Origin of the sequence: Aeromicrobium sp. Root344 (genome assembly GCF_001425755.1) — a bacterium.
Taxonomy (GTDB): Bacteria; Actinomycetota; Actinomycetes; order Propionibacteriales; family Nocardioidaceae; genus Aeromicrobium.
The window spans coordinates 891,478-907,540 of the sequence record NZ_LMDH01000001.1; the positions used below are offsets into that span (position 1 = coordinate 891,478).

At 69.8% G+C, this 16,063-nt stretch carries 15 protein-coding genes and 2 pseudogenes; 5 read left to right on the top strand and 12 right to left on the bottom strand.

The window, feature by feature from the left end; translation table 11 throughout:
- Window positions 1-40 precede the first annotated feature (40 nt).
- The 5 genes and pseudogenes from hemC to ASC61_RS04410 all read right to left on the bottom strand — a co-directional run bounded on the left by hemC (window position 41) and on the right by ASC61_RS04410 (window position 5,058).
- Window positions 41-961, bottom strand: coding sequence for a hydroxymethylbilane synthase (gene hemC / locus ASC61_RS04395; RefSeq protein ID WP_056209865.1), 921 nt, complete (start codon window positions 959-961; stop codon window positions 41-43).
- Window positions 958-2,253 (bottom strand): glutamyl-tRNA reductase, encoded by a 1,296-nt coding sequence (locus ASC61_RS20020; protein WP_056215305.1) that lies wholly within the window; start codon window positions 2,251-2,253, stop codon window positions 958-960. The genes hemC and ASC61_RS20020 overlap by 4 nt, the downstream gene beginning before the upstream one ends.
- A gap of 60 nt (window positions 2,254-2,313) precedes the next feature.
- Window positions 2,314-2,991: pseudogene (locus ASC61_RS20025) on the bottom strand (redox-sensing transcriptional repressor Rex); the annotation flags it as partial.
- A gap of 235 nt (window positions 2,992-3,226) precedes the next feature.
- Window positions 3,227-3,490, bottom strand: coding sequence for a glutaredoxin family protein (locus ASC61_RS04405; protein ID WP_056209867.1), 264 nt, complete (start codon window positions 3,488-3,490; stop codon window positions 3,227-3,229).
- The gene (locus ASC61_RS04410; RefSeq protein WP_056209870.1) at window positions 3,487-5,058 is read right to left on the bottom strand and encodes a class I adenylate-forming enzyme family protein; all 1,572 of its coding nucleotides are present in this window, start codon (window positions 5,056-5,058) and stop codon (window positions 3,487-3,489) included. Before ASC61_RS04410 ends, ASC61_RS04405 begins: the two co-directional genes overlap by 4 nt.
- 53 nt (window positions 5,059-5,111) lie before the next feature.
- On the opposite strand from ASC61_RS04410, the gene ASC61_RS04415 reads away from it, so the two are divergent.
- From ASC61_RS04415 to ASC61_RS04425, 3 genes are all read left to right on the top strand, one after another.
- Window positions 5,112-5,996 carry an HAD family hydrolase gene (locus ASC61_RS04415; RefSeq protein WP_056209872.1) on the top strand — a complete coding sequence of 295 codons (885 nt, stop codon included), beginning with the start codon at window positions 5,112-5,114 and terminating at the stop codon, window positions 5,994-5,996.
- 46 nt (window positions 5,997-6,042) lie between these two features.
- Window positions 6,043-6,744, top strand: a complete 702-nt coding sequence (locus ASC61_RS04420; RefSeq protein ID WP_056209874.1) for a sigma-70 family RNA polymerase sigma factor — start codon at window positions 6,043-6,045, stop codon at window positions 6,742-6,744.
- Window positions 6,745-6,841: 97 nt separating this feature from the next.
- A complete protein-coding gene (locus ASC61_RS04425; protein ID WP_056209876.1) occupies window positions 6,842-7,900 on the top strand; it encodes a DUF5667 domain-containing protein in 1,059 nt (352 codons plus the stop codon).
- Between the two features lie 72 nt (window positions 7,901-7,972).
- Here the strand turns inward: ASC61_RS04425 and ASC61_RS04430 are convergent, their stop codons facing one another.
- From ASC61_RS04430 to ASC61_RS04445, 5 genes are all read right to left on the bottom strand, one after another.
- Window positions 7,973-9,247, bottom strand: a complete 1,275-nt coding sequence (locus ASC61_RS04430; RefSeq protein ID WP_056209878.1) for a lysophospholipid acyltransferase family protein — start codon at window positions 9,245-9,247, stop codon at window positions 7,973-7,975.
- Window positions 9,244-10,227, bottom strand: a complete 984-nt coding sequence (locus ASC61_RS04435) for an NAD-dependent epimerase/dehydratase family protein (RefSeq protein ID WP_056209880.1) — start codon at window positions 10,225-10,227, stop codon at window positions 9,244-9,246. The genes ASC61_RS04430 and ASC61_RS04435 overlap by 4 nt, the downstream gene beginning before the upstream one ends.
- Before the next feature lie 6 nt (window positions 10,228-10,233).
- The gene (locus ASC61_RS19305; protein WP_019143756.1) at window positions 10,234-10,335 is read right to left on the bottom strand and encodes a 30S ribosomal protein bS22; all 102 of its coding nucleotides are present in this window, start codon (window positions 10,333-10,335) and stop codon (window positions 10,234-10,236) included.
- A 198-nt stretch (window positions 10,336-10,533) separates the two neighbouring features.
- On the bottom strand, window positions 10,534-10,719 hold the full coding sequence (locus ASC61_RS04440) for a helix-turn-helix domain-containing protein (protein ID WP_056209883.1): 186 nt from the start codon (window positions 10,717-10,719) through the stop codon (window positions 10,534-10,536).
- 156 nt (window positions 10,720-10,875) lie between these two features.
- Window positions 10,876-12,051 carry an acetoin utilization protein AcuC gene (locus tag ASC61_RS04445; RefSeq protein ID WP_056209884.1) on the bottom strand — a complete coding sequence of 392 codons (1,176 nt, stop codon included), beginning with the start codon at window positions 12,049-12,051 and terminating at the stop codon, window positions 10,876-10,878.
- A gap of 259 nt (window positions 12,052-12,310) precedes the next feature.
- Between ASC61_RS04445 and ASC61_RS04450 the strand changes: the two genes are divergently transcribed.
- A complete protein-coding gene (locus ASC61_RS04450; RefSeq protein ID WP_200935389.1) occupies window positions 12,311-13,636 on the top strand; it encodes an FAD-binding oxidoreductase in 1,326 nt (441 codons plus the stop codon).
- On the opposite strand, the pseudogene proC reads toward ASC61_RS04450, so the two are convergent.
- Window positions 13,633-14,445, bottom strand: a pseudogene (gene proC, locus ASC61_RS04455) (pyrroline-5-carboxylate reductase); the annotation flags it as partial. The gene ASC61_RS04450 and the pseudogene proC sit on opposite strands and share 4 nt — an antisense overlap.
- 17 nt (window positions 14,446-14,462) lie before the next feature.
- On the opposite strand from proC, the gene ASC61_RS04460 reads away from it, so the two are divergent.
- Entirely contained in the window at window positions 14,463-15,410 is a 948-nt protein-coding gene (locus tag ASC61_RS04460) for a bile acid:sodium symporter family protein (RefSeq protein WP_056209890.1), read from the top strand.
- Here the strand turns inward: ASC61_RS04460 and ASC61_RS04465 are convergent.
- Window positions 15,407-16,051, bottom strand: coding sequence for a LysE family translocator (locus ASC61_RS04465; RefSeq protein ID WP_056209891.1), 645 nt, complete (start codon window positions 16,049-16,051; stop codon window positions 15,407-15,409). The two genes, ASC61_RS04460 and ASC61_RS04465, sit on opposite strands and share 4 nt — an antisense overlap.
- Between the last annotated feature and the right edge of the window lie 12 nt (window positions 16,052-16,063).

Here is a 16,063-nt window from a genome sequence, read left to right on the forward strand (position 1 = left end):
GTGATGGTCACGGTGGTCCTTTTCTCGATCTGCCTGGGGGTTATGAGGCGACAGCCACAAGGGTGTCTGCGCCTTCGGCGAGCATCTCGGCAGCGAGACGCTCCCCGACCGCGGCGGCTTCAGATGGCAAGCCGGTCGCGGACAGTCGGATGGTGGGCGAGCCGGAAGTGCTTCCGACCACGGCACGGAGCCAGAGCTCGTCACCGTCGTCGCCCTGGGCGACTTCGGCAAGAGCTCCCACAGGTGCACTGCAGCCTGCCTCGAGGGTGGCGAGGAGGCTGCGCTCGGCGGTGACGGCAGCGCGGGTGTCGCTGTCGTCGAGAACGCTGAGCAGGTGGATCGTCGCGTCGTCATCGGCGCGACATTCGCAGGCAAGCGCTCCCTGCCCGGGGGCGGGAAGCATCTGCAGTGGATCAATGACCTCGGTCGCCTCGTCGGCGCGGCCGAGCCGCAGCAGTCCGGCACGGGCGAGCAGGACGCCGTCGTAGTCGCCCGAGGCGACCTTGGCGATGCGGGTGTCGACGTTGCCCCGGATCGGGACCACCTCGACGCCGAGGCCCAGCGCGTTGAGCTGCGCCTCACGACGCGGCGAACCCGTGCCGACGCGGGCACCCTGCGGCAGCTCGCCGAGGGTCAGCCCGTCGCGGGCCACGAGCACGTCGCGCGGGTCCTCGCGCTGCGGGATCGCGGCGAGGGCGAGGCGGGGGTCGGGCGTCGTGGGCAGGTCCTTGAGCGAGTGCACGGCGATGTCGACGTCACCGCGTACGAGCGCCTCGCGCAGGGCAGCGACGAACACACCCTGGCCGCCGAACTCGACGAGCGGCTGCTGGCTGCGGTCGCCCTCGGTGGAGATCGTGACGAGCTCGACCTCGACGCCGGTTGCCCGGAGGCGGTCGGCGATCTGACCGGACTGGGTCATGGCAAGCGCGGAGGCGCGGGTGCCGAGGCGGAGGACGGTCATGACGACTCCCCCTTGACCTGCGTCACGGCATCGACCGTGGACTGGTCGAGCGCGAACAGGTCGGCGAGCGCCTCGGCGTACGTGAGGTCGGCACGTCCGTCGATGAGCTGCTGGACGCGGACCGTCGGGGCGTGGATGAGCTTCTCGGCGACCCGGTGCAACGCCTTGCGGACCGCGGCGAGCTGGTCGGCCGTGAGGTCGGGCAGCCGGGTCTCGATGCGCGCGAGCTCGGCGGCGACGACGTCGGTCGCCATCGTGCGCAGCGCGACGACGGTCGGGGTGATGTGCGAGGCGGCCTTGGCGGCGAGGAACGTACGGACCTCGTCCTCGACAATCGCGCGCACCTGCTCGACGTCGCCCGCGAGCTCGGTGTTCTCGCCGAGGCGCGCCAGGACGACGAGGTCGATGAGGTCGACGCCGTCGACGTCTCGCACGCCCGGGTCGATGTCGCGGGGCAGGGCCAGGTCGATCAGCGCCATCGAACGGCCGGCACTGGCCCGGGCAATGCGCTCGCGATCGAACACGACACCCGTGGCGCCGGTGCAGCTGATCAGCACGTCGGTCGCGGCGAGCTCGACGTCCATGGCCTCCCAGCGGACGGCGCTGACGCCGAACGTGGCGACCAGCGCGTACGCCCGCTGGAACGTGCGGTTGGCGACCATGATGTGGCTCGGCGCGACGCCACGGTTGATCAGCGTGCGGACCGCGAGGCTGGCCATCGTGCCGGCACCCGCGACCAGGAAGCGGGTGTCCTCGGCGTCGACGACTGCACCGGCGGCGTCGAGGCCGGCGGTGACGATCGAGGGGGCGAGGCGGTCGATGCCGGTCTCGGCGTGACCGCGCTTGCCGATGCGCAGGGCCTGCTGGAACAGGGCGTTGAGCGCCGAGCCGACGGTCTGCTCGGCCTGGGCGCTGTGCAGCGCGTCGCGGACCTGGCCGAGGATCTGGCTCTCGCCGAGGATCATCGAGTCCATGCCGGCGGCGACGCCGAACAGGTGCGCCACGGCAGCCTCGTCGAAGTGCACGTAGACGTGACGGACGAAGTCGTCACGGTCGAGGCCCGAGTGCTCGGCGAGCAGGCGCGACACCTCTTCGACCGCGCCGTGGAACCGCTCCGCCTCGACGTAGATCTCGACCCGGTTGCACGTCGAGATGACGACCGACTCGGACACGAACGGGGCCTCGAGCACGAGGTGCGAGAGCTTGACCGCGGCATCGGTGTCGAGCGACGCGCGCTCGAGCACGTCGATCGGCGCCGACTTGTGCGACATACCGACAACCAAGACGCTCATGCCGCCACCTCCGAGGAAAGGGCACGATACGGAGGCATCGGCATGATTGCTGCCTCNNNNACCCACCACCTTGTCGTTCCCGGCCTTGCGCTGCTCGTGATAGGCGAGGATCTGCAGCTCGATCGACAGGTCGACCTTGCGGACGTCGACGCCCTCGGGCACCTGCACCAGCGCCGGTGCGAAGTTGAGGATGCTCGTCACGCCTGCCGCGACGAGGCGGTCAGCCACCTCTTGGGCAGCCGTGCCGGGCGTCGCGATGATGCCGATCGAGATGGCGCGCTCCTCGACGATCGCCGGCAGGTCGTCGAGCGAGGAGACCGTGATGCCGGAGATCGTGGTGCCGACGCGCTTGGGGTCGGCGTCGACGAGGGCTGCCACGCGGATGCCGCGGGTGCTGAAGCCTTGGTAGGCCGAGAGGGCGGACCCGAGGTTGCCGACGCCGACGATGACGACGTCCCAGTCCTGGGTCTGGCCGATCTCGCGGGCGATCTGGTAGCGGAGGTACTCCACGTCGTAGCCGACACCGCGGGTGCCGTAGGAGCCGAGGTAGGACAGGTCCTTGCGGAGCTTCGCCGGGTTGACGCCGGCGTTCTCGGCGAGGTCGTTGGACGAGCACGTCGAGACGCCCTGCTCGGTCAGCGCGTTGAGCGCGCGCAGGTAGACCGGCAGACGTGCGACGGTGGCATCAGGGATGCCACGAGCGCTGCCGTCCGCGAGGGGCGTGCGAAGTATGGTCACGGTGCTCCTGCACTGCACGGCCGGGGATTATCCCTGTCGGGACTGGCGCGCGGTGCACCCTCAGTTTAAGAGTTTGTGAACGCGTTAACAAAATCCGAGGACTGAGCGAGCCCTGCGAGCGAACGTCCGAGGAGGTTGAGCGATCCGCGCCGCAGGCGCCAGTCTGTCGAAACCACGCGAGATGTGTGACCCACGTCACCAAGAACCGATGGCATATCTCACATGAGCTCGTACTTCAGGACGTACGTTCCAGAGCCCCCCGCAGCCGCACCGCATCCACCCGCCAGAAGTCGTGCTGCGTCCCGTCGACGAACGTCACCGGCACCTGGTCGGTGAATCGTGCGGTCAGGTCGGCATCGTCCGTGATGTCGATGCGCGCCCACGTGTCACCGGTCTCGGCGCAGATCACCGCGACCAGCGCCTCGGCGGTCTCGCACAGATGACAGCCGGGGCGGGAGTAGACGACGACACGGGCGTCGTCGGCGTGCGCGATCGTCACGACGCGTCGAGGCCGAGCGTCTCGCTCCGCGCCAGCGCGCGCAGCCGGCCCTTGGCGACCTTGCCCGTCGCCGAGTGCGGGAGCCCCTGCACCACGACGACCCGCTTGGGCTGCTTGAACCTGGCGAGCCGCGTGCGGCAGTGCGCCTCGACCGACTCGATGATCGTGGCCTCAGGGGTGTCGGCGTTCTCCGGCACGACGAACGCCACGACAGCCTCGCCGGTCTCTTCGTCGGGCAGGCCGACGACGGCCACCTGGGCGACCCCCGGGACCTCGGCGATGACGTCCTCGACCTCGAACGGATAGACGTTGAAGCCTGAGACGATCACCAGCTCGCGCAGGCGGTCGACGAGCGTCAGGTCACCGTCCTCGTCGAGGAACCCGATGTCGCCGGTCGGATACCAGCCGTCGGCGCGCGGGCCGTCGACGCCGTCGGGCCAGTAGCCGGAGAAGAGGTTGTCGCCCTTGACCCAGATCTCGGCGGGGTCGCCGGCGTGCGCGTCGGCGTCGTTGGCCTCGACGATACGGACCTCGATGCCGGGCAGGGGTCGGCCGACCGAACCGGCCTTGGGCGGCGCGCCCTGCTCGCGCAGCGAGCCGAACGTCGTCGCGATGACGGGCGCCGTCTCGGTGAGCCCGTAGCCCTGCTCGATGTGCTTGCCCGAGGACGCGAAGAACGTCTCGGCGAGCTCGGGGTCGAGCGCCGACGCACCCGACAGGATCGTGGTGACTCGGGCGAGCTTGTCGCGCAGGTCGTCGCGACCCGCCCAGGCCGCCACGACGGGCGGCGCCAGTGGGATGTTGGTGACGCCTTCATCGACGATCCGGTCCAGCAGTCCGTCGGGGTCGAAGCCGTCGACGAGCAGCACGCGGGCACCTTGGCGTACGGCCTGGCCCAGGACGCAGTTGAGGCCGTAGATGTGGAACATCGGCAGCAGGCCCAGGCACACGTCGTCGGACGTCATCGCCGGCGGATCGAGCTGGGCGATCTGCTCGATGTTGGCGATCAGCGCCCGGTGCGTCAGCATCGCGCCGCGCGGCTTGCCACTGGTGCCGGAGGTGTAGAGCACGACCGCGAGCGCTTCGGCGTCAGCGGGCGCGGCCGGGTCGGTGCCGGTCGCGTCAGCGAGGAACGCGTCGAACGCCGTCTCGTCATGCTGCGGCGCGGCGCCGTCGACGATCACACTGACCTGGTGGTCGTCGGTGACGGCCTCGCGCACCTGGGTCACACCGGCCTCGTCGCACAGCACGACCCGGGCCAGCGAGTCGGCCAGCATGCGACCGATCTCGCGAGTCGTGGAGCGGGGATTGATCGGCACCGCGACCATGCCGCCCCGCAGGATGCCGAAGTAGGCGATCGGCAGGTCGATCCGGTTGGCCATGACCACCGCGACCCGGTGCCCCGCGACGAGGCCGCGGGCGGACAGGCCGCGCGCCACGGCGTCCGCCGCATCGTCGAGCTGGCGCCACGTGACCTCGCGCCGCTCGGCGCGGTGCTCGACCAGCGCGACGCCGTCTGGATCGGTGGACGCAGCGTCGCGGAGGTAGTCGCTGACATTGACTGTCACGCCTCCGAGTCAACCACACGTGGCACACGCTGGAGGGCGATAGTCTCGGTTACATGCCACGGGACGTACGACCCGATCAGCCGCGCAATCTGCGCTCGCGATCCGTGCTGTCCGGCCAGGCCGCCGCGTCGGCCGCCGAGATCGAGAGCGCGCTGTCGACCGAGCCCGACACGACGGCGGCGGCGTTCTTCGACGTCGACAACACGATCATGCAGGGCGCCTCGATCTTCCACCTCGCCCGCGGCCTCCACCGGCGCAAGTTCTTCACGACCAAGGACATCGCCAAGGCCACCTGGCAACAGCTCTACTTCCGGGTCGCCGGTGTCGAGGATCCCGAGCACATCGCCAAGGCCCGCTCGTCGGCCCTGGCGTTCATCGCCGGCCACAAGGTCTCCGAGCTCGAGGAGATCGGCGAGGAGATCTTCGACGAGCACATGGCGCACAAGATCTGGCCGGGCACCCGCGCCATCGCCCAGTGGCACCTCGATCGGGGCCAGCGCGTCTGGCTCGTGACCGCCGCACCGGTCGAGATCGCCAGCGTGATCGCGCGGCGCCTCGGCCTGACTGGTGCCCTCGGCACGGTGTCGGCCCACGTCGACGGCGTCTACACCGGCGAGCTCGTCGGCGAGATGCTGCACGGCGAGGGCAAGGCCGCGGCGATCCGGGAGGTCGCCGAGCGCGAGGGCCTCGTGCTCGCGGACTGCTACGCGTACTCCGACTCCAGCAACGACCTCCCGATGCTGTCCCTCGTGGGTCATCCCTGCGCGGTCAACCCTGACTCGACCCTGCGTGCGCATGCGCGGGCCAACGACTGGCGCATCCGCGACTACCGCACCGGTCGCAAGGTCGCGCTGGTCGGTGGGAAGGGTGTCATGGCCGCGATCGCGGCCGGTGGTGCCTGGCGCGTGCTGAGGCACAGAAAAAAGCAAAGAAACTGACAGCATCTCCACCCCGGGTTAGTATTTCGGGGATCAGGGAGGGCCTGTGAGAAACACCACGAGTCGGTTGCGCGTCGCGCTGTCGCTCGCACTCGCGACCCCCGACGACAGGTCCCTCCTCGTCGCCCTCGCTTTGGCGGACTCGCCCGCCTACGCACCCTCGACCGGCTCCTCCAGTCCACAGGACGACCAGGACCCCGAAGCCACCCGCCTTCGCGCTCTGGTCGACCTGGCCAAGGAGGGCGACGCCGAGGCGTTCGGCCAGCTCTACGACCACTACGTGACCGGCGTGTTCCGCTTCATCTACTACCGCGTCGGGTCACAGCAGCTCGCCGAGGACCTCACGAGCGAGACGTTCGTCCGCGGCCTCCGCGCCATCCAGCGATTCAACTGGCAGGGCAAGGACTTCGGCGCCTGGCTGACCACGATCGCGCGCAACCTCGTCGCCGACCACTTCAAGTCCAGCCGGGCCCGCCTCGAGATCGTCGCCGAGACGATCCCCGAGGGCAAGGTGACGGTTGCCAGCCCCGAGCAGGAGGTCCTCGCACTCATCTCCAACGAGATGCTGTTCGAGGCGGTCAACGCGCTGCCCAACGAGCAGCGTGACTGCATCCTCATGCGTTTCATCCAGGGCCTGTCGATCGCCCAGACCGCAGCCGCCCTCGGGCGGAGCGAGGGTGCGATCAAGCAGCTCCAGCTGCGTGCCGTCCGAAGTCTCGCCAAGACGATGCCGGAGGACGCCCGATGATCCCCGCCGACCACTTTGTCCTGTCATTTGGCCGTAACTTCGCGGACTCCAACGTCGTTGTACGTGTTGGAACGTCCACAGCAGTGAGGAACGCATCATGATCGGCCGTCGCTCCCACGACGACGCCCAGTCCTTCGAGGAGGCCTGGAGCGGCCGCACACCCCGCGACGAACACATCGCCGACCTCGTGCGTTTCGCCGAGACCCTGTGCGAAGCGGCGGTTGCCGAGCCCACCCCGATGTTCCGCGAGTCCCTGCGCACCCAGCTCATGTCCGAGGCCGAGACGGTCCTCGTGGCGATGCCTGCGAAGCCCTCCACCAGCCCGACCCGCACACCCGAGGCCAGCCCCGTCCGCCGTCGCGTCGCCGGACTCACCGCGGCCCTGGTCGCGTCGGCCGGTGTCGTCGGGATCGTGGCGTCCAGCGCGTCCGCCGTGCCCGGCGAGATGCTCTACCCGGTCAAGCGCAGCGTCGAGTCGGTCGAGCTCGCCCTGCACCGCGACGATGCCTCGCGCGGCTCGTTCCAGCTTCGTCAGGCCGCCGAGCGGCTCGCCGAGGCTCGCGAGCTGAGTGGCGAAGGTGCGTCTGAGAGTCTCATCGCCCAGACCCTCCAGGACTTCTCCTCACAGGCCGAGGCCGGGTCGACCGCACTGTTCAGCGACTACACCGGCAACGGCGAGAAGAAGTCGATCCGCACGGTCAACGACTTCGCGGTCGCGGCCACCGCCGACCTGTCGGCGCTGTCCTCGCAGCTGCCCCCGGGCGCCGACGACCCATTCGAGGCAGCCACTGCGACGATCACCGAGCTGGCGACGCAGGCGTCGTCACTGTGCTCGGCCTGCACGACCGGCGACCTCCAGCAGCTCGTCGCGTCGGTCAAGGACCTGTCGGTCAACCCCACCAGCAGCTCGGGTGAGTCGTCCGACGGCAAGTCGGGCAAGCCCTCGAGCTCGGACGCCAAGACCCCGGCGGCGCCGGCGAGCAGTCAGTCGGCCGACAAGCCGATCGTCGCACTGCCGTTGCCGACGACGGCACCCACCACCAAGGCCCCCAGCCTGACCGACCTCACGGACCCGGTGATCGGCGCCGTGCTCGGTGACGAGAACCAAGAGGGCTTGATCCCCGGCCTGCTGAACGGGCTGCTGGGCAAGAAGTAGAGGGCGCGGCTCGTTCGTCGCCTTCCTGCGCTCGACCCCTGGCCACCTCCATGGTCCAGCGGCGTCACAGCTTCAGAAGAACGCGTTGCCTCGGTCCACCAGCAGGCCGTAGAGCGTCTGCTGGATCGTCTCGCGCACCTGGTCGGTGACGTTGAACAGCAGCATCGGGTCGTCAGCCGACTCCGGGTCGTAGGCATCGGTGCGGATCGGCTCGCCGAACTCGATGATCCACTTGCTGGGGAGCGGGATCATGCCCAGCGGGCCGAGCAGCGGGAAGAACGGCGTGATCGGCAGATAGGGCAGGCCGAGCAGGCGAGCCAGGGACGGGACGTTGCCGACGAGGGGATAGATCTCCTCGGCTCCGACGATCGAGACCGGCACGATCGGCACCTGCGCACGCATGGCCGACGACACGAAGCCACCGCGGCCGAACCGCTGGAGCTTGTAGCGCTCGGCGAACGGCTTGCCGATGCCCTTGAACCCCTCGGGCCACACGCCGGCCAGCTCGCCCGTCGTGAGCAGACGTTCAGCGTCCTCGGTGCAGGCCAGGGTTGCGCCGACCTTGCGGGCGACCTGGCCGACGAACGGCAGCGAGAAGACGAGGTCGGCGCCGAGCGGCCGCAGGTTTCGTCCGCTGTACTTCTTGACCGCGTAGCCCGTGATGAGCCCGTCGATCGGAACGGTGCCCGAGTGGTTGGCGACGAGCAGCGCGCCACCCTCGACCGGGATGTTCTCGATGCCGCGCACCTCGAGGCGGAACCACTTCTCGGCGAGCGGCTCGATCGCCGCGGTCAGGACCTCGGTGATCTGGGGGTCGAAGCCGAACTCGTCGACCTCGTAGTCGCCGCTCATGCGCTTGCGGATCGTCGCGAGCAATGTCGCGACGCGGGCCTCCCAGTCGGTGCCGAGGACCCTCTGGGCCGCCTGGACCAGGGCCACCACGATGTCGTCGAGCGGAATGCCGGCCGACAAGGGTGCGGCGCCGGCGGTCCTCGTACGCTTCGCGGCTTCCTCGGCGGCCGCGGCGGCGGCTGCTGCTGCGTCCTCGTCCGTCACGGCCCGCAGCCGGGGCTTCGGCGGCGGGGTCGACTTCTTGGCTGCGCCGGGGGCACCTGCGGGGCGCTTGGCGCCCGCGGGATTCTTGGCGGCCGGCTTGCTCGTCTTGGCAGCCGGCTTGGCGGCCGGCTTGGCCTCGGCAACCGGACTCTGAGCGACCGGCTTCTTGGCGACCGGCTTCTTGACCGCCGGCCCGCCGGCCAGCGACCTCGCCGCGGCAGATGGCGAGGTCTGGCGGTTGCCGCGGCCCGCCTTGCCGGCCGAACCGATGCTCTTGCGCTCGTCGGTCATGCCCGTCCCCCCACGGCCGACATGATGCCGGGCCTCAATGATTCGCGGAACTCGTCGAACGTGTCCATCGAGCTCCGGGTGAGCTCGTAGCCGAAGATGTCGCGCAGGGCCAAGGTGTCGACGACCCGCCCGTAGGTCAGCAGCCGGTGCAGGTCCGGGGGGATGTCCGAGCCGGCCGCCCGAAGCACCCGCCGGGCGGCGGTCGCGAAGCCGATGGGCGGGAGCGGGATGACCGGGCGTCCGAGGCGGCGCGCGGCCTGGCTCAGAAGCACGACGCCGTCGCCGGCGATGTTGAACGTGCCGGGCCGATCCTTGAGGATCGACTGCTCGAGCACCGCGAACGCGTCGCGGAGGTCAGTGAACTGGAGCCGTGGGTCGAAGCCCATGACGGCCGGGAGCACGGGGCTGGCGAAGTAGGTCGCCAGTGGGGTGTCGATCGACGGGTGCAGGATCTGCGCCGCACGCAGCGTCGTGATGAGCACCTCGGGCCGGCGCCGCGCGAACCCGCGGACGTACGACTCGACCTCGACGATGTCCTTGGGGAACCCGCTGCGTACGCCGTCACGGGCCAGCAGCGACTCGGTGAACATCGCGGGGTCCCGCGGCGACGAGCCGTAGACCGCGGTCGAGGAGCCGAGGATGAACTTCTTGACCGTCGCCGAGCGCTGGCAGGCCGCGAGGAGCTGCATCGTGCCGATGACGTTGAGCTCCTTGGCGCCTCCGGCCCGGCCCCGCTTGGGCGGGTTGACGTCGAGGTGGACGACGGTGTCGACGTCCTCGACGGCGATGACCTTGCCGACCACCGGGGTGCGGATGTCGGCGCGGACGAACTTCACGCCACCGAGGTCACCTGGCGGCAGCATCGTGTCGATGCCGACGACCTTGCCGATGCCCGCGCCCTCGCCGAGGTCTGCGAGTCGGCGCGCGAAGAGCGACGCAAACGAACCCGCAACACCGGTGACGAGGACAGACCGGGCCATAGGGGCCTACTTGCCCAGACGACGACGCTGTACTCGGGTGCGCTTGAGCATCTTGCGGTGCTTCTTCTTCGACATCCGCTTGCGACGCTTCTTGATGACTGAACCCACGGGTCACGACTCAATTCTTGTTGGCCACGCGAAGTGGCTGGTGCCTGAGATTGGTGGCCATTGCGGTGATCGCAGACCCTCGCATGGCGCGGCTGCGGTCGCCCGTACTGGCTGCGAACAGCCTACACGGCAACATCGGCCGGGATTTTCCCCGACCAGTCATGCGCCCGGGCCCCCGGCGTACGGTGCTGCGTCCGGTCAGCCGGCCTGGAAGTAGGACTTGCCGAGGAACTCCTCGACGGCGTCCTCGGGCACCCGGAAGGAGCGCCCCACGCGTACGGCTTCGAGCTCGCCGGAGTGGACGAGACGGTAGACCGTCATCTTCGAAACCCGCATCTGAGCCGCCACTTCCGCGACGGTCAAGAACGTCGGTCCGGATGCCATGTCACCACCTGCTTCCTGAGGGGCACGCGCGCTCTCCGGCTTCCCCACCGGAGAAACAGCGCGCGTGCCTTGGTTGAGACTAGTGCCTCCTGAGGCCTCCGGGACAGTAGTTGCCGAAAATCCCTGTGTGGAGCGCGAACCGCCTCGATGACGGCCTCAGGGCTGTGGATCGAGGCCGTTCAGCGGGAAGGCCGCCGTGCGCGTGGCCTGGATGGAGCGATCCAGCCAGCTCGCGGGGTCGTAACCCTGCTCCCAGGCGCGATAGCCCACGGCCCGGCCGTCCGTCATCCTCAGGGGCCCGGGCGATCCGCGCATCTCCTCGATGCGCGCGCGCCAGCGTTCGGGAGTCAGCGTGGAGGGGTCCAGCGGCGAACCGGCGACGATGGCCAGGAGGTGCGCCCAGGCCCGCGGCACGACGTCCATGACGGCATATCCTCCGCCGCCCGTCGCGACCCACTTGCCGCCGCACACCTCCTCGGCGAGGTCGCGGAGCGCGAGGTAGGACGCGCGCTGACCGTCGACGCTGAGCATCAGGTTGGTCAGCGGGTCGTCCATGTGCGAGTCGCAGCCGTGCTGCGTCACGAGGATGTCGGGCTTGAACTCGCGGACCAGCGCAGGCACGACGGCGTGGAACGCCCGGAGCCAGCCGGCGTCGGACGTACCGGGCGGCAGCGGCATGTTGACGGCGGAACCTTCGGCTCCCTCACCGCCGGTCTCGGTGGAGAACCCGGTGCCGGGGAACAGCGTCTGCGGGCCCTCATGGATCGAGATCGTCAGGACGCGCGGGTCGTTCCAGAACATCTGCTGGACCCCGTCGCCGTGGTGGGCGTCGACGTCCACGTACGCCACGCGCTGCGCACCGTTGTCGAGCAGCCAGCGGATCGCGAGGGCGACGTCGTTGTAGATGCAGAAGCCGCTCGCCGTGCCGGGCATGGCATGGTGCAGTCCCCCGCTGACGTTGACCGCCCGCGGCGCTGCGCCGGTCCACACCCGGCGGGCGGCCTCGACGCTGGCGCCGGCGATCAGGGCGCTGGCCTCGTGCATGTGGGCGAACACCGGGTTGTCCTCGGTGCCCAGGCCGATGCTGGGATCGGTGTACGTCGGATGGTCGCTGAGCTTGTGGACCTTCTCGATGTAGGTCGCGGAGTGGACGAGGCTGAGCTCGTCGTCCGTCGCCGGTGTCGCCCCGACGACGTCGAGCTCGTCGACGATGCCGATCTCGCGCGCGAGCGCCATCGTGAGGTCGATCCGGACCGGCGCCATGGGGTGGGACAGACCGAAGTTGTACTCGGTCAGGTGCTGGTCGAAGACGACGCACGCGCGCTCGGTCATGCCATCACCCCCAAGGAGAAACGACGATACGGAGGCGACGGCATGAGTGCCTCATGATTCCCTCCCCCTACTCGCAGGGCTCGTGGGGGAACCCCCAGCTGGCGCTCGGTCATGCCATCACCTTAGGCCGGACACCTTCCCAGGCGGGTGGACGCTGTGCGGCGCAGTCCTTCACAACGACTGCGGCATCGGGTACGGTCGACGAATTGTTGGAGTCACCCCAAGATTTGCAGGCCACTCCGGAACGGGGAACATGACGATGTCCGATCTCAGCGCGGTGCTCGACGGCGAGGTCCTGACCAGCGGCGACGCGGGCTACGACGAGGCTCGTACGGTCTGGAACGCGATGGTCGACCGGCGCCCCGAGCTGATCGTCCGCTGCCACAGCGTCCCCGACGTCGTCGCCGCGATCGCGTCGTCCCGAGCCGACGGCCTCCAGATCGGCGTGCGGTGCGGCGGCCACAGCGTCGTCGGCCATGCCGTGCCCGACGGCGGCATGATGATCGACCTGACCCCGATGGGCGCGGTGGTCGTCGATGCCGAACGGCGGCGCGCGCACGTTCAGGGCGGAGCGCTCCTCGGCGCGCTCGACATCGCCGCCCAGCAGCACGGTCTCGCCACGACGGCCGGCAACGTCTCCCACACGGGTGTCGGCGGGCTCACCCTCGGCGGCGGCATGGGCTGGCTCGCACGCCAGCATGGCCTGAGCTGCGACAACGTCGAGTCGTTCGAGGTCGTGACCGCGGCCGGCGAGGTGCTGCGGGCGAGCGAGACCGAGAACCCTGAGCTGTTCTGGGGCCTGCGCGGCGGCGGCGGCAACTTCGGCATCGTCACGGAGTTCGAGTTCCGGCTGCACCCGGTCGGCACGCAGGCGTTGGTCGTCGAGCACGACTTCCCGAGCGACCAAGGCGGATCTGCGCTTCGCGCCTGGCGAGACCTGAGCGCGACCGCGCCGAGGGCCGCCACGTTCACCGCGTTCGTCCTCGGCGGCGTCGTCACGCTGGGTTACGTGTGGGTCGGCGATCCGGAGGAGGGCCGGGCTCTGCTGCCTGCGTTCGACTCCCTCGGGACGGCGACCGACACACGGGTCATGGACATGTCGTACGTCGAGCTGCAGCAGCGCGACGACACGATCGACGGCCACGCGTTCCGGCGCTACTGGAAGGGCCACTACTTCACCGGGCTGCCGGACGACCTGATCGACGCCATGCTCGAGGGATCCGCGGCGCCCGGGCTCGTACCGGCGGCGAGCCTGCAGGCGTACGGCGGCGCGATCGCCGACGTGCCGGACGACGCGACAGCGTTCAGCCAGCGCGGGACCGCGTTCGAGTTCGTGACCGCGGCACGCTGGACCGACCCGGCGGAGGATGTTGAGCGGATCGCCGCCGCCCGCGCCTACGCCGCGACGCTGGACACGTATGCGAGCGGTGCGTACGTCAATGCGCTCAACGACGAAGGGCTCGCCGGCGTGCGACGGGCGTATCCCGCCGACAAGCTGGCGCGGCTCACCGCACTCAAGGACACGTACGACCCGGACAACGTCTTCCGGCTCAACCAGAACATCCCGCCGTCGACCAAGGACTAGGCCGGGCCGGACAGCTCCGCGGACCTGGCAGCAGCCGCCGCGACGCCGGCGACCAGGGCGTCCTTGACCCCGCGGTCGTCGAACGTCGTGATCGCGGCGTGTGTCGTGCCGTTGGGCGAGGTGACCCGGCGCCGCAGCTCGTCGGCGGTCTCGCCGGACTCGGCGAGGAGCTTCGCGGCGCCGACGAGGGTCTGCGCGGTCAGCGTGCGGGCCGTGGGCTCGTCGAGCCCGGCGTCGACACCGCCGGCGATCATCGCCTCGGCGAGGTAGAAGACGTAGGCCGGCCCTGAGCCCGAGACCGCCGTGACCGCGTCCTGCTGCGCCTCGTCGACCACGACGACCTTGCCGCCGGACTCGAGCAGGCGAACGACGACGGAGAGCTGCTCGTCCGAGCAGGACGTGCCCGGTGAGACGCCGAACATCCCCTCGCCGACGAGGGCAGGCGTGTTGGGCATCGCGCGAACCACGGCGACACCGTCGGCGAGCGCGGACTCGATCGCGCTGATCGTGATCCCTGCGGCGAGGGAGACGACGGTGGCGCCGGCACGTACGGATCCTGCGATCTCGTCGAGGAGCGACGGTACGTCCTGGGGCTTCACGACGAGGAGGACCACGTCGGCGTCCGCAGCGGCCTCGGCGTTGCCGGTCACCGTGACCGCGTACGACTCGCGGAGCTCGGCGGCCCGCTCGTCGCGCTTCTCCGAGATCACCACATCGGCAGCAGGGTGGCCGGCCCGCAGGATCGCCGAGAGCAACGTCTCGCCCATCACGCCGGCACCGAGGATCGCGATCCGTTGAGTCATACGGGCAAGGCTACTGTCGCTGCGTGCGCCTTCGCCTCGACCCGTTCATCGTCGCCCTGCTGGTCACGGCGATCGCGGCGTCGTTCGTGCCGGTCACCGGCTCGGGCCTCGACGTCCTCAAGAACGTCTCGCTCGTGGCGATCGGCCTGCTGTTCTTCCTCTACGGCGCCCGGTTGTCGACGGCCGAGACGGTGGCAGGCCTCAAGCACTGGCGGCTGCACGCCGCGATCCTGTCGACGACGTTCGTCGCGTTCCCTCTGCTGGGACTCGGCGCCCATCTCCTGGAGCACGGCGTGCTGACGCCCGGCCTCGCCGACGGGGTGCTGCTGCTCTGCCTCGTGCCGTCGACCGTGCAGTCGTGCGTGGTCTACACCCGCATCGCCCGCGGCAACGTCGCCGGGGCCGTCGTCAGCGCGTCCCTGTCCAACCTCGTCGGCGTGTTCCTCACACCGGCGCTCGTCGCCCTGCTGATGACGTCGGACGCGCATGTCGACGCCGGCGCCGTCACACGGATCGTGCTCCAGCTCTTCGTGCCGTTCGTGCTCGGTCAGCTGCTGCGACCCGTGATCGGCGGCTTCGTCGCTCAGCACGACAGCCGACTCATCCTGTTCGACCGCAGCAGCATCCTGCTGGTCGTCTTCGTCGCGTTCAGCGAGGGCGCCGAGGCCCACATCTGGTCGACCCTGCAGGTCTGGGACGTCATCGCCGTCGTGGGCGTGTGCGCCGGGCTGCTGGCCGTCGCGATGGGCTGGACCGTGCTGCTGGGCCGCGTGCTCGGGTTCGCGCGCGCCGACCGGATCCCGCTGCTCTTCTGCGGCTGCAACAAGAGCCTGGCGAGTGGCCTGCCGATCGCCTCGGTCCTGTTCGCAGGGCCCGACGTCGCGCTGATCGTGCTGCCGCTGATGTTCTACCACCAGCTGCAGATCATCACCGGTGCCGTCGTCGCCGGGCGCCTCGCGCGTACGCCCTAGTGGTGGTTGCCCGAGACGGCCAGGCCGACGCCGAGCCCGATCATCGAGGTGCCGCCGACGGCGCCCATCGCCTCGCCGCGTCTCGGCGACGCGTTGAACCACGTGCGCAGCTGGCTGGCGATGACCGCCCACAGGCTGTCGGACAGCAAGCCGATCACCACGGCGATCAGGCCGAGCAGCAGCATCTGCGCCTGGACGTGGCCGTGGTCGCGGTCGATGAACTGCGGCAGGACCGCGCCGATGATCATGAACGCCTTGGGGTTGGAGACACCGACGATGAAGCCCTGGCGGATGACCTTGGGCCAGCTCAGCACCGGGTGGCCGCCCGCGCCGGCGTTCTGCACGCTGAACGCCTTGCGGTGCCGGATGGCCTGGACGCCGAGCCAGACCAGGTAGGCCGCGCCGGCGAACTTCAGCACCATGAAGACGACGATCGACTCCTCGACGATCACCCCGAGCCCGAACGCCACGAGGACCACGATGGTCAGCAGGCCGAGCGTGTTGCCGAGGACCGTCGCGAGTGCGACCCCTCGTCCGTACGCCAGAGCGCGACCGATCACGAACACGACACTGGGGCCGGGGATCGCGATGAGGATGAATGCCGCGAGGCCGAAGGCGAGGAACTGGTCGACCGTGATCATGCCGTCATCCTC